Origin of the sequence: Lentzea sp. NPDC092896, from assembly GCF_044754905.1 — a bacterium.
Lineage (GTDB): Bacteria > Actinomycetota > Actinomycetes > Mycobacteriales > Pseudonocardiaceae > Lentzea.
In genome coordinates this window covers 1,310,006-1,323,873 of record NZ_JBIVPX010000001.1, presented here as the reverse complement: position 1 = coordinate 1,323,873, position 13,868 = coordinate 1,310,006, and the positions used below count along the sequence as shown (strand labels likewise).

At 71.2% G+C, this 13,868-nt stretch carries 6 protein-coding genes; all 6 read left to right on the top strand.

Going from position 1 to position 13,868, the window contains the following annotated elements; all coding sequences use genetic code 11:
• Window positions 1–78 precede the first annotated feature (78 nt).
• The 6 genes from ACIQF0_RS05875 (at window position 79) to ACIQF0_RS05850 (ending at window position 13,752) form a co-directional block, all read left to right on the top strand.
• Window positions 79–3,864 (top strand): DUF4132 domain-containing protein, encoded by a 3,786-nt coding sequence (locus ACIQF0_RS05875; protein ID WP_401024921.1) that lies wholly within the window; start codon window positions 79–81, stop codon window positions 3,862–3,864.
• 115 nt (window positions 3,865–3,979) lie between these two features.
• Window positions 3,980–7,582 carry a DUF4132 domain-containing protein gene (locus tag ACIQF0_RS05870; RefSeq protein WP_401024918.1) on the top strand — a complete coding sequence of 1,201 codons (3,603 nt, stop codon included), beginning with the start codon at window positions 3,980–3,982 and terminating at the stop codon, window positions 7,580–7,582.
• Window positions 7,579–8,649, top strand: a complete 1,071-nt coding sequence (locus tag ACIQF0_RS05865) for an AAA family ATPase (protein ID WP_401024915.1) — start codon at window positions 7,579–7,581, stop codon at window positions 8,647–8,649. The genes ACIQF0_RS05870 and ACIQF0_RS05865 overlap by 4 nt, the downstream gene beginning before the upstream one ends.
• Window positions 8,607–10,850, top strand: a complete 2,244-nt coding sequence (locus ACIQF0_RS05860) for a DUF5682 family protein (protein WP_401024914.1) — start codon at window positions 8,607–8,609, stop codon at window positions 10,848–10,850. The genes ACIQF0_RS05865 and ACIQF0_RS05860 overlap by 43 nt, the downstream gene beginning before the upstream one ends.
• On the top strand, window positions 10,847–11,950 hold the full coding sequence (locus ACIQF0_RS05855; RefSeq protein WP_360033349.1) for a VWA domain-containing protein: 1,104 nt from the start codon (window positions 10,847–10,849) through the stop codon (window positions 11,948–11,950). The genes ACIQF0_RS05860 and ACIQF0_RS05855 overlap by 4 nt, the downstream gene beginning before the upstream one ends.
• Window positions 11,947–13,752 carry an SWIM zinc finger family protein gene (locus ACIQF0_RS05850; protein ID WP_401024912.1) on the top strand — a complete coding sequence of 602 codons (1,806 nt, stop codon included), beginning with the start codon at window positions 11,947–11,949 and terminating at the stop codon, window positions 13,750–13,752. Before ACIQF0_RS05855 ends, ACIQF0_RS05850 begins: the two co-directional genes overlap by 4 nt.
• Window positions 13,753–13,868: the final 116 nt, after the last annotated feature.

The window sequence follows — 13,868 nt, the reverse complement described above, 5'->3', positions numbered from 1 at the left end:
GTTGGTCGCCGACCAACGTCAGACCGGCTCGGCACGGTCGCCGGCAACACACTTCGGATCGGAAGCAGGGAGCAGTCAGTGCGCAGGTGGGAGCTCGTCTCGGGCAGCGCGGCGAAGTTCTGGGAGATCGGTCAGGACGGTGCCGTGGTCACCGTCCGGTTCGGACGACTGGACACGCACGGCCAGACCCAGACCAAGGAGCTGGCGTCCGCTGCGGCGGCGCAGGCGCACGTCGCGAAGCTGGTAACGGAGAAGGAGAAGAAGGGCTACCGCGCGGCCGGTTCCGCCGAGGTGGCCGCGCCCCGGCCAGGCGCCGAGCAGGCCTCCACCACCGACGCTTCCGCTGCGGCCACCTCCGACGCCACCCAGCCAGCTGAAGCTCACCCCGCAGCCACCTCCGCCGCCCTGAAGCCCGCCGCCGTCGAGCCCGTTGACGCTCCCCTGGCGGCCGCCTCCGACCACACTCAGCCCACCGACGCCTCCTTGGCGGCCACCTCCAACGCCACCCAGCCCACTGAGGCTCGCCCGGCAGCCACCCCCACCTCCGGCACCACCCAACCCACCGGCGCTCCCCCAGCAGCCGCCTCCACCTCCGGCACCACCCAGTCCGCTGACGCTCCCCCTGCGGTCACCTCCCCCGCCGAGAAGCCCACCGTCGTCGACGAGGACACCTGGGTGATGCCCAAGGCCTGGCTGCGCGACGCGATCCGGCAGCGCGGCTGCCACCCCGCCCCGGAGTTCTCCGTCGACACCGCACTGGCGGAGGAGGCCAGGCGACGCGTCGCCGAGCAGACGGACACCACGATCGAGCGGATCCTCTCCGAGCAGGCCTCCGACCCCGATCTCGTTCACGCGGCGCGCGAGCACCTCGCCGGTCGGCCGAATCCCGCCGGAGCGGCGGCGGTCGCGGCCGTCATCGGCACCGGCGAGCAGTCCGTGCACGCCTGGATCGCCGACCACGGCCTGGTGTTCGCGACGGAGGCCACGGTCGAGTTCCTGAGGGTGATCTGCGCACGCGAGTGGCTGTCGCAGCAGCGCACGTACGGTCACGAGCGGCTGACGTCCCGCGGCGGGTACTCCCACATCACCATCGGCAGCGTCGACTGCAGGATGCTCCTGGCGATCCGGTACTCACTCGCGCTCACCGCCGACGCCGAGCGGGACGCCGCGGAGGCCGCGCTGAGCAGGCTGGACGAGATCGACGAGCCCAACGTCAAGCTGGTGCGGGCGTTCCTGATGCCGGGGCGGTCCGACTGGTTCCAGGAAGCGTGCCAGACGCCGCACACGGGCACTCGCTGGTGGATCCTTCACTGCAGTGCCACCACCTTCGAGGAGTTCGCGAGCACGCCGAACTCGGTGGCCGGCAACTCGACCGTCCTGCACACCGCGCTGTACGTGCTGGGCCCGGCCATCGCGCCGTTGCTCGCCGACGCGCTCGACCACGAGTACCAGCGCGCGGACACCCGCAAGCAGGTGTTGAAGACGCTCGCCGCGTTGCCCACCGACGAGGCGTTCTCGCTGCTGCTCGACCGGATCGACACGAAGTACGTGCGCCCGACCGTGCTGTCCATGATGACGGCGTACCCGGCGCGAGCGGCCAGGCTGCTCGGCGAGCGTTCGAGCCGCAACGAGGAGTTCCGCCGTCTGCTCAGCGTGCACCTGCGGACGTATCCGCACCTGGACACACCCGCGGGTTTCGTCGAGATCGAGTCCGCGGCGGTGCCGGAGGCATCGGCGGAAGAACTGCCCGCGCTGCTGGCGTCGCCGCCGTGGCTCCACCGCAAGCCGGCGGTGAAGCCGGTGGTGGTGCCGGATCTCCCGGTGCCCGGCCCCTCGCTCACGTGGCAGCCGGGTGAGCGGGAGGAGTGGCTGAAGGACGGCCACTGGGACACCCACGCCTACAAGACCTGGGAGCACTGGCTGGCGGAGTACAAGGCGGGCCGGATCGGTTACCGCATGGCCGATCTGCTCGTCGGGGCGCCCGAGGACGAGGTGCGGCACCTGCTCGCCGACTGGCAGCCCAACCTGGGGTGGAGCGCCGAGTCCGCGGGCAGGCGGCTCGCCGCGAAGTTCGGCTTCGACGCGTTGCCCCCGCTGCTGCGCATCGTGGAGAGGAACTCCGCCACCGCGGTGATCGTGCTGCCGTTCGCCACGCCCGAGGTCGCCGCGCTGATGGCGGACTGGCTGGTGCGGCTCAAGCAGGTCCGCAAGACCGCGCTGAGCTGGCTGGCCCGGCACCGCGAGACGGCCGCGCGTTTCCTGATTCCCGCCGCCCTGGGCAAGCCCGGTGCCGAGCGGCGCAACGCCGAGACCGCGATCCGCCACCTGCACGGCCTCGGGGTGGACGTGGTGGCGCTGGCCCCGAGCCCGGAGGCGGCCGAGGGGCTGCGGTCCTTCCTGTCCGTCGACCCCGTCGACGTGCTGCCCGCCAAGCTGCCGGTGCTCGGCGAGTGGGCGGACACCCGCTTGTTGCCCCAGGTCCTGCTGCGCGACCGCAAGCAGGCCCTGTCCCCAGAGGCCGCGCGTCATCTGCTGATGACGGCCGCGCTGTCCAAGCCGGGCGACGTCTACGCCGGACTGCCGATCGCCCGCGAGGCACTCGACTCCGGCTCGCTGGCGGAGTTCGCGTGGGCGGTCTTCCAGCGCTGGCAGGAGGTCGGCGCCCCGTCGAAGGAGGGCTGGGCGCTGACCGCGCTCGGCTGGTTCGGCGACGACTCGACGGTCCGCGCGCTGTCGCCGCTGATCCGGGTGTGGCCGGGCGAGAGCCAGCACACCAGGGCGGTGACGGGTCTCGACGTGCTCGCCGACATCGGCACCGAGGTCGCCCTGTCGCACCTCAACAGCATCGCGGAGAAGGTGAAGTTCAAGGGCCTCAAGACCAAGGCCCAGGAGAAGGTCGCCCAGATCGCCGACGAGCTCGGCCTGTCCCGCGACCAGCTGGCCGACCGTCTCGTGCCGCGCCTGGGTCTCGACGACGCCGCCAGCCTGGTGATCGACTACGGCCCGCGGCAGTTCACGGTCGGCTTCGACGAACAGCTCAAGCCGTTCGTGCTCGACCCGGACGGCAAGCGCCGCAAGGACCTGCCGAAGCCCGGCGCCAAGGACGACCAGGACCAGGCCCCGCTGGAGCACAAGCGGTTCGCGGCGCTGAAGAAGGACGTCCGCGCCGTAGCGTCCGACCAGATCCACCGGCTCGAACGCGCGATGGTCGACCAGCGCACGTGGACCGCCGAGGAGTTCCACACCGTCCTCGCCGGCCACCCGCTGCTCTGGCACATCGTCCGCCGGCTCGTGTGGATCACGGCGGACGGCGACTCCTTCCGCCTGGCCGAGGACCGCACTCTCGCCGGCTCCGGCGACGACGAGTTCACGCTCCCCGAGGCCGCCACGGTCCGCGTGGCGCACCCGGTGGACCTCCAGGCCGAACTGGAGGCGTGGGGCGAGGTCTTCGCCGACTACGAGATCCTGCAGCCGTTCCCGCAGCTGGGCCGCCCGCTGCACCTGGTGCCGACGGGCGAGGACCTCCTTCCCCAGTTGAAGAAGTACTGCGACGTCGACCTCCCGATCGGCAAGATCCTGAGCCTCACCAAGAAGGGCTGGATCCGCGGCGAGCCCCAGGACGCCGGGGTGGAGTGCTGGATCACCAGGCCGTTGCCGTCCGGCGGCGCCCTGGTCGCCTCGCTCGACCCCGGCATCGCGGTCGGCGCGATCGACGTCTTCCCCGAGATCAAGTTCACCGAACTGTGGTTCTCCGCCAACGGGCACGGCTACTGGTCGTCCCAGCGCAACGGCTCCGGCGCCTTGGAGGCAGACGCCATCACGGCCTCCGAAATCCTGTCCGAACTGGAGTCACTGCAGTCGTAACACCGTGAATCAGGGGGTCTGATCAGCTCTTTAAGCTCACCGTAAAGAATTGTCAGACCCCCTGAGTAACGTCCGTGCACATCAACTCCCTTGTGTGTCCCCAGGAGGTACAGCAGTGCGCAGGTGGGAACTCGTCGCGAACGGCTCCGCGAAGTTCTGGGAGATCGGGCAGGACGGCGCGACGGTGACCGTCCGGTTCGGACGGCTGGGTACCGCCGGCCAGACCCAGTACAAGGAGCTGGCCTCCGCCGAGGCGGCCGACGCACACGTCGCGAAACTGGTGGCGGAGAAGGAGAAGAAGGGCTACAGACCGGAAGGCACCGCCGCCGACGCACAGCAGCCCGCGGCCACCGAGCCCGCCGCTGCCGCACCCGCGGCCACCAATTCCACCGCCGCCACACCCGTGGCCACCGAGCCAGCTGCCGCACCCGCGGCCACCACGCCTGCCGCACCCAAGCCCGTCGCCGAGCCCGCCGCCGCCACTCCCGCGGTCCCTCTCGACGAAGACACCTGGGTGATCCCCAAGGCCTGGCTGCGCGACGCGGTGCGGCAACGCGGGCTCGCCCCGGAGCCGGAGTTCACCCTCGACGCCGCCAAGGCCGAGCAGGCCCGGAAGCAGATCACCGAGCAGGCGGAGGCGATCGAAACCGCCCTGACCGCCAAGCGCTCGAAGGCGGAACTGGTCAGCGCGGCCCGCGAACACCTGGCCGGCCGGCCCACCACCGTCGGTGCGGCGGCGATCGCGGCCATCACGAAGCCGGGCGTCCCCGCCGTGCACGCCTGGATCGCCGACCACGGCCTCGCCTTCGCCACCAGAGCGGCCGTCGAACTCACGGGTCTGACCTTCTCGGACGAGTGGGACGACAAGCGCGGCGACTGGACCGGCACCTGCCTGCAGTACGACCGCGGCGGCTTCCAGACGTCGATCGGCGAACCGGAAGGCCTGATGCTCACCACCCTCCGGTACGCGATCGCCGTCGCGGAACCCGAGGACCGCGCGGCCGCCGAGGGCGTGCTGGAGAAGCTCGGCAAGTCAAAGACGGAGAAGGAACTCCGGTCCTTCCTGATGCCTGAGCGGGCCGACTGGTTCACCCAGGTCCGCAAGCAGGGCTACACGCCGAGCCGGTGGTGGATGCTGCCGAGCAGCGCCCGGAGCCTCGAGGACTTCAGGAAGGCCGAGGAGTCGGTCACGGCATCGGCGTTCCTGCTCTACACGGCGGTGTACGTACTGGGTCCGGCCGTCGCGCCGTTGCTCGCGGACGAGCTCGACTCCGACAGCTACCACCAGCGCACGGGCGGCCGCAAGCAGGCGTTGACCGTGCTGGCGGCGTTACCGACGGACGAGGCGTTCGGGATCCTGCTCGACCGGCTGGACGGGAAGTACGTGCGGCCCGCCGTGGTGTCCGCGATGAGGGCGTTCCCCGTCCGGGCGGCGCGGCTGCTGGCCGAGCGCGCGTCGTCGAGCGATCACGTGCGCCGGCTGCTGCACATCCACCTGCGGAGCAATCCGCACCTGACCGTGCCCGACGAGGTCGCCGTGCTGCTCGCCGAGTCCGCCGAGGCGATCATGCCGGAGGCGACCGCCGACCAGTTGCCGGCGCTGCTGGCCTCGCCGCCGTGGCTCAGCCGCAAGAAGCCGGTGAAGCCCGTGGTGCTGACGGATCTTCCGGTGCCGGAGGCAGCGGTGATCTGGGAGCCGGGCGAGCACGAGCAGTGGCTCGCGTCCGGCTCGGAGTGGGTGCAGGACCACCACGACTGGCGCAACCTGCTCAAGGAGTACATGGCCGGCCTGATCGGCTACTACGACAACGACCTGTTCCTCCTCGCCCCCGAGGAGGAGGTGCGGCACCTGCTGGCCGACTGGAAGCCGGTCTACAGCTACGGCGTCGAGGAGTGGGGCAAGAACATCGCCGCCCGGTTCGGCGTCGACGCCGCGCCGGCGCTCATCCGGCACACCCAGTCCGCTCCAGCGGGAACCGGGATGGTGCTGCTGCCGTTCGCCACCGTCGAGGTCGCCACACACATGGCCGACTGGTTCGCCCGCACCAAGACGGCGCGTCGCTGGGGCCTCGACTGGCTGGCCCGGCACCGCGAGCAGGCCGTCCGTCTCCTCATCCCGGCCGCGGCCGGGAAGGCGGGCGTCCCTCGCCGCAACGCCGAGGCGGCGTTGCGGCACCTGAACAACAACCTCGGCGTCGACGTGTCGGCGGTCGCCAAGGAGTGCGGTGCCGAGGCCGCGATCGACGTCGTGCTGGCGGTCGACCCGGTCGACGTGCTGCCCGCGAAGCTGCCGGCTATCGGCGAGTGGGCGGACACCCGGCTGCTGCCGCAGGTGCTGCTGGCGGACCGCAGGCACGCCCTGTCCGCCGAGGTCGCCGGTCATCTGCAGATGACGGCCGCGCTGTCCAAGCCGGGCGAGCTCTACGCGGGTCTGCCGATCGCCCGCGAGGCACTCGACCCCGCCTCGCTGGCGGAGTTCGCGTGGGCCGTCTTCCAGGCGTGGGAGCAGGCGGGCGCGCCGTCGAAGGAGAGCTGGGCGCTGAGCGCGCTCGGCTGGTTCGGCGACGACGAGATCGTGCGCAGGCTGTCGCCGCTGATCCGCAACTGGCCCGGCGAGAGCCAGCACGCCAGGGCGGTCAGCGGGCTCGACGTGCTCGCCGACATCGGCACCGAGGTGGCGCTGTCGCACCTGAACAGCATCGCGGAGAAGGTGTCGTTCAAGGGACTCAAGACCAGGGCCCAGGAGAAGGTCGCCCAGATCGCGGCCGAGCTCGGCCTGTCCCGCGACCAGCTGTCGGACCGGCTGGTCCCGCGCCTGGGCCTCGACGAGGCCGCGACCCTGGTGATCGACTACGGCTCCCGGAAGTTCACCGTGGGCTTCGACGAGCAGCTCAAGCCGTTCGTGCTCGACCCGGACGGCAAGCGCCGCAAGGATCTGCCGAAGCCCGGCGCGAAGGACGACGAGGAACTCGCGCCGTTGGAGCACAAGCGGTTCATGGCGCTGAAGAAGGACGTGCGCACCATCGCGTCCGACCAGATCCAGCGGCTCGAACGCGCCATGGTCGACCAGCGCAGGTGGAGCGCCGAGGAGTTCCTGACGGTCCTCGCCGCGCACCCGCTGCTGTGGCACCTGGTCCGGCGCCTGGTCTGGATCACCGACGAGGGCACCTCGTTCCGGCTGGCCGAGGACCGCACGCTGGCCGACGAGCACGACGACGAGTTCACGCTGCCCGAGAGCGCCGTGGTCCGCGTGGCCCACGCGGTCGAGCTGCGGGAGGCATCGGCGGCGTGGGGCGAGGTCTTCGCCGACTACGAGATCCTCCAGCCGTTCCCGCAGCTGGGCCGCCCGGTCCACCTGCTCGCCTCGCCCGGCGACCTGCTGCCCCGCGCGAAGAAGTACTGCGACACCCCGTACCCGATCGGCAAGATCCTCGGCCTGACCAAGAAGGGCTGGGTGCGCGGCACACCGCAGGACGCGGGCGTCGAGTGCTGGATCACCCGGCCGTTCCCCGACGGCGGCGCGCTCGTCGCCCGGCTCGAGCCCGGCATCGCGGTGGGCGCCATGGACGTCTTCCCCGAGGTCGGTTTCAGCGACATGTGGTTCTCTCCCAACGGTCACGGCGCGTGGTCCGCACCGCAGGGCGCGCCCGCCACCTACGAGATCGACCCGATCACCGTCTCCGAGCTCCTCTCCGAACTGGAGTCCTTGCAGTCATGACCAGCACCCAGACGATGCAGCGACCACCCGCCGAGGTCCGCTACGCCGACGAGCTCGCCCTGCTGCGGGACACCGACACCGCTCCCAGACCGCCTGGCTGGGCACTGAGCCTCGAAGCCGCGCGCCGGTTCGTGGTGGGCGACGAGAACCGGGGCGTCAGCAAGAAGTTCGTGGGCGATCCGTCCCTTGTGGACAGGGCACTGGTCACGCTCGCGACGAGCCGCGGCCTGATGCTGGTCGGTGAGCCCGGTACGGCGAAGTCGTTGCTGTCCGAGCTGATCGCGGCGGCGGTGTGCGGCGAGTCGACGCTGACGATCCAGGGCGGCGCGGCCACGACCGAGGACCAGATCAAGTACTCGTGGAACTACGCGCTGCTGGTCGCGGAGGGACCGTCGCCGCGCTCGCTCGTGCCGGCGCCGATGCTGCGGGGCATGGCCGAGGGCAAGATCGTGCGGTTCGAGGAGATCACCCGCTGCCCGCTGGAGGTCCAGGACTGCATGCTGTCGATGCTGTCCGACCGCGTGATGGCGATCGGCGAGCTGAACGGCCCGGACGGCATGGTGTTCGCACAGGACGGGTTCAACGTGATCGCCACGGCGAACACGCGGGACAGGGGCGTCAACGAGATGAGCGCCGCGCTCAAGCGGCGGTTCAACTTCGAGACGGTGTTCCCGATCGCGGACTTCGACACCGAGCTCGCGCTGGTCGAGCAGGAGGCGGCGAAGCTGCTGGAGAAGTCCGGCGTGGAGCTCGCGCCGAGGCGTGACGTGCTCGAGGTCCTGGTCCGCACGTTCCGCGACCTGCGCGAGGGCGGCGACCGGCTCACCACCGTCATGAGCACGGCCGAGGCGGTGTCGGTGGCGCACGCGGTCGGGCTGCGGGGCTGGTTCCTGCGCGGCGAGGTCGGGTCGGCCGAGGACGTCGTGGAGTGCCTGGCGGGCACAGCGGCGAAGGACAACGCGGAGGACCTGGCCAGGTTGCGGCGGTACCTGGAGCAGCACGCGGCGCGGCGCAAGGGCAAGCAGTGGCAGGAGCTGCACCGCGCCCGGCACCTGCTGCCCGGCTGATGGGGGCCGTGTTCGTCGGCGTCCGGCACCACAGTCCCGCCTGTGCCCGGCTGGTCGCCGCCACGATCTCCGAGCAGAAACCCGCGTACGTGCTCATCGAAGGTCCCGCCGACTTCAACGAGCGCATCGACGAGTTGCTGCTCGGCCACGAGCTGCCCGTCGCGTTGTTCAGCTACTCCGACCAGCACGCGTCGTGGTCGCCGTTCTGCGACTACTCGCCGGAGTGGGTGGCGATCACCGAGGCACGCCGGTGCGGCGCCGAGGTCAGGTTCATCGACCTGCCCGCGTGGCACGAGGCGTTCCGCGACGTCAGCAACAGGTACGCGGACGCGGAACTGCGCTACACCGAGGTGGTCGAGCGGTTGTGCCGGGAGTTCGCGGTCGACAACGTCGACGCGCTCTGGGACCACCTCTTCGAGTGCGAGACCGAGCCGAACGGCATGGCCGAGTACTTCGACCTGTTGCGCGGCACGGCGACCGCGGACGAGGGCGACTCGGCGCGCGAGGAGTACATGGCGCGCTGGGTGCGGGCGGCGGTGCGGGACGCGGGTGACAGGCCCGTCGTCGTGATCACCGGCGGCTTCCACACGGCCGCGCTCAAGGCGAAGCTCGACGGCGGCACCGAGTGGCCAGAGGTTCCGGAACGGGAGAGAGGCGCGAGCTATCTCGTGCCGTATTCGCACGCACGGCTGGACGCGTTCACCGGCTACCAGTCGGGCATGCCGTCGCCCGGCTACTACCAGCAGGTCTGGGAGGCGGGGTCGCAGCGCGCGGCGGACTGGCTCGTCGAGTCGGTGGCGACCCGGCTGCGCAGGCGGCAGCAGCCGGTGTCGACGGCCGACCTCATCGCGGCGCGCACCCAGGCCGGGGCGCTGGCCCGGTTGCGCGGTCACGAGAACCTGGCGCGCACGGACGTGCTCGACGGGTTGACCAGCGCGTTGATCTCCGAGGACCTGACGCAACCGCCACCGTGGACGCGGCGCGGCACGTTGCAGCCGGGCGCGCACCCGGCGTTGATCGAGATGATCGGGGCGTTGCGGGGCGGCAAGGTCGGCAGGCTGCACCCGGACACGCCGGCACCACCGCTGGTCAACGCCGTGCAGGAGCTGCTGCGGACGCACGGCCTCGATCAGGAGGGCAAGGTCGCGCTCGACCTCACGGACGCGGAGGCGTTGGAGCGCAGCAGGATCCTGAACCGCCTGCGGGTGCTGCGGATTCCCGGCTTCGAACGCACGAGCGGGCCGTCCGAGGGCGCCGCGCCGCAGCTGGACGAGCAGTGGACGCTGCGGCCGGCCGAGGAACGGCTGGCGGCGCTGATCGAGGCCGCCGAGAACGGCGCCACGCTCGAGGAGGCGGCGGGAGCGGTCCTGGAACGCCGCTCACGGGACGCCCAGCTGGAGGACCTGGCCACGATCCTCTTCGACGCGGTGCTCTGCGGGATCTCGGCGTTGTCCGGCAAGGTCCAGCAGACCCTCAACGAGGGCGTCCAGGCGACGGGCGATCTCGCCGCGCTCGGGTCCGTGCTCAGCGGAGTGCTCGGGCTCTGGCGGCACGACAGGTTGTTCGGCACCAGGAAGGATCCGCTGCTGGGCTCGGTGATCGACGTGGGCACGGCGCGGGTGCTGTGGCTGGTCGAGGGCCTGCACGGCGGTCCCGCTCCGGCCGATCCGCACCGCCTCAAGGCGATGGCGGCGACCAGGGACGCGGTGCTGCACGCCAGATCCGCGCTGTCACTGGACGTCGCAGATGTCACCGGCGTCGCGACCCGAGTGAGCAACGACGTGGAGGCACCGCCGGACCTGCGCGGCGCGGCACTCGGCCTCGCCTGGACGTTGGGCTCCCAGCCGGACGTGCGCAAGGTGCGCAACATCGAGGCGCTCGGCGACTGGCTCGCCGGGTTGTTCGCGGTCGCGCGGGAAGAGGTGCTGGCGAGCCCGGACCTGGTCGGGGTGCTCGACGAACTGGTCAGCGCGATGACCGAGGACGAGTTCCTGGTGGCGTTGCCCGCGTTGCGACTCGCCTTCAGCTACTTCCCGCCCAGGGAAAGGGAGACCATCGCGGCGACCGTGCTCGCCCATCGCGGCGTCGAGGGCAGCACGAAGGGCGTCACCCGTCTCACCGTTGACCCGATGGTGGTGGCGGAGGCGATGGCGATCGAGAAGCGCGTGGACGTGTTGCTGGTGAAGGGCGGGCTGGCATGACGGACCTGGAACGCTGGCGGCTGATCCTCGGCGAACCCGCGTCGCGCTGCACCGGCGGATTGCAGGGCGACGCGGCCCGCCGGGACACGGCGCTGGAATGGCTTTACGGGCGTGATCCCGAGCTGGCCGAACGAGGTGTGCGCAAGGGCGGCAGCGAGGACTCGGTGCTGCAGACCGTCGACTGGCTCGACGAGGTGCACACCCTCTTCCCGCGCGAGACGATCGAACGGCTGGAACGCGACGCGGTCGAGCGGTACGAGATCACCGACATCGTCACCGATCCCGAAGTGCTGCAACGGATCGAGCCGAACCCGGCGCTGCTGCGCGCGGTGCTGCGGACCAAGCACCTGATGAACCCGGCCGTGCTCGCGCTGGCGCGCAAGATCGTCGAGGCGGTCGTGCGGCAGTTAATGGAGAAGCTGAAGACGGAGGTGCGCACGGCGTTCAGCGGCACGAGGTCGCGGCGGCCGAGCATCCACAAGAACTCCCGCAACTTCGACTTCCGCTCCACGATCAGGGCGAACCTCCAGCGCTACCAACCGGAAGAGCGCAAGCTCGCGATCGAACACCCGAAGTTCGTCTCCCGCACCAAACGGCACCTGGAGCAGTGGCAGGTGATCCTGCTGGTGGACCAGTCCGGGTCGATGACCAGCTCGGTGATCCACTCGGCCGTCACCGCGGCGTGCCTGTGGGGCCTGCCGGGGCTGCGGACGCACCTCGTCGCCTTCGACACCAACGTGGTCGACCTGACCTCGGACGTGACGGACCCGGTCGAGCTGCTGATGAAGGTGCAGCTCGGCGGCGGCACGGACATCGCCAAGGCGGTGGCGTACGGCGCCGGCCTCGTGGACAGCCCGCGCCGGTCGATCGTGGCGATCATCAGCGACTTCTACGAGGGCGGCAACGCGGAGCACCTCGTCCGCACGGTGAAGGGCCTGTGCGAGCAGGGCACGCACGTGCTGGGCCTGGCGGCGCTGGACGACGAGGCGAACCCGGACTACGACCGGGCGCTGGGCCAGCGCCTCGCGAACGTCGGCGCGCACGTCGGCGCGATGACCCCAGGACAGCTCGCCGAATTCGTTGCGGAGAAACTCAGGTGACCAGACCCGACCTGATGGCACTGACCCCGGACGCGCTCGCGGCGCTGGCCAACCGCGGTCTGGTGAAACGCGCCGTCAAGGAGCTCGACGCGGGCGTCGTCCCGGCGCTCGACACCGATCCGGCCGGTGCCGTGCGGGGCAAGTTCCCGGACGGCACCACGACGACGCTGCCGCCGGGCATCGCGCTCGACGCGGCACAGTGCAGCTGCGGCGCGGCGGGCGTCTGCCGGCACCGCATCGCCGTAGTCCTGGCGTACCAACGCACTCGGGAGACGACGGCGCCGGCTGAGCTGTGGTCGCCGGGCGCGGTGACGGACACCGACCTGGTGGCGTTGATGGGCGAACGCACGCTGCGCCGCGCCCGCAGGGCGTTCCAGGCCGGCTACCGCGCCAAGCTCCGCCGCCCCACCGAGGCGGACCAGACCGCACAGGCGGAACTCCCCACCTGCACGGTCACGTTCCTGGTCCCCGGCGACCTGTCCTACGTCCACACCGACGCGGTCAACAAGGACGAGGCGACGGCGCTCGCGGTGTGGGCGTTCCGAGAGGCGGACGCGCAGGGCACCGACACGGTCGACGTAGGTGGTTCCCCCACCACCGCAACAGATCTGACCGCCGTCACCGATCTCCTCGACCAGTTGCTGCTCGACGGCGCCACGAACGCGAGCGAGGTCCTAGACGTCGCCTGGCAGCGCCTGCACCGCGATCTCACCGCGCAACGCCTGCACTGGCCCGCCGCCGTGATCACCGACCTGCTCGCGCAACTGACCGCCTACCGCAAGCGCAGCGCCGACTACGAGGCCGAACAGTTCGCCGCGCTGCTGACCGAACTCCACGCGCGGACCACCGCCACGGGCCCCCGCGCCGAGATCCTGGGCCCGGACGAGCCCGCCGAAACACCGCTCAAGCGAGTGCGGCTGACCGCGCTGGGTGCCCGCGTGCGCGCGGAGAACGCGATCGACGTCTACTTCGCCTCGGGCGACGTCGTCCTGGTGCAGCGAGACACTCCCCTGCGCACCGGCGCGCGGCTGGCGGCGTCGAACGTGGTGTCCGAGTCGGCGACGCGCAGCGCGAGCCGCGCGGTGACGCTGAAGACGAGCAGGGTGGCCAAAACCTCGCTGACACCGGTCGGCACGGCCTGGGACCACCTGCCACAGGCCCTGGTCATCGACGACTACGACAAGGCCGCCGCACACCTGGCCGAACTGCCACCGCGCCAGGTCCGCGCGAGGGTGGAGGCCGAACTGGTCCGCGCGATCCGCGTCACCGAGGTCTCCGACCTCGCCTACGACCCGGCCGCACAACGCCTCACCGCCACCCTGCACGGCCCCACCGGCACGACGTGCCTCTTGGAAGCAACACACCGAGCCGTCGCACCGCAGTCTCTGGACGCGCTGACAACGGCGTTGCGCGCCACTCCAACGATGATCACGGGCAGCGTCCGACGACACCGCGGCACCCTGGTCGTCGACCCGCTGGCCGTCCACACCACGGCAGGAGTGGTCGTCGTGGACCTGGCGGCCGACACGACGCCGCAACCCCTGTCGCCAGGAACCACGGCGTCCGACCCGCTGAGCGCGGCGATCGACAGCGCACTGACGGTGCTGGCCGAGGCCTCCCATCGAGGCCTGGACCACCTCACGGACAGCCTGCTCGCCCGCGTGCGCGAGGTAGGCGCGCACCTGCACCGCGCGGGCCTGCGCACGGCGGCGGCCGGCGTCACGGCGTTCGCCGACGCCCCGGCCTCGGCCACCTGGCTGGCGGCACACCTGCGATTACTGGTGACGGCCGACGCCCGCTGACACCCACGCGAGCCGCCGCCGACACGGCCTGTGGACAACTACAAAGCCTGTGGACAGAGCGGGAACCAAATCCGGGGTTCGCGCGTTGCGTAAGGAGGAATCGCGCGGAGGAGCGG

What these genes read in the sequence shown, in the direction of transcription:
- ACIQF0_RS05865 (WP_401024915.1), top strand. Translation starts at nt 7,579, where the DNA reads ATGACCAGCACCCAGACGATGCAGCGACCACCCGCCGAGGTCCGCTAC.
- ACIQF0_RS05855 (WP_360033349.1), top strand. Translation starts at nt 10,847, where the DNA reads ATGACGGACCTGGAACGCTGGCGGCTGATCCTCGGCGAACCCGCGTCG.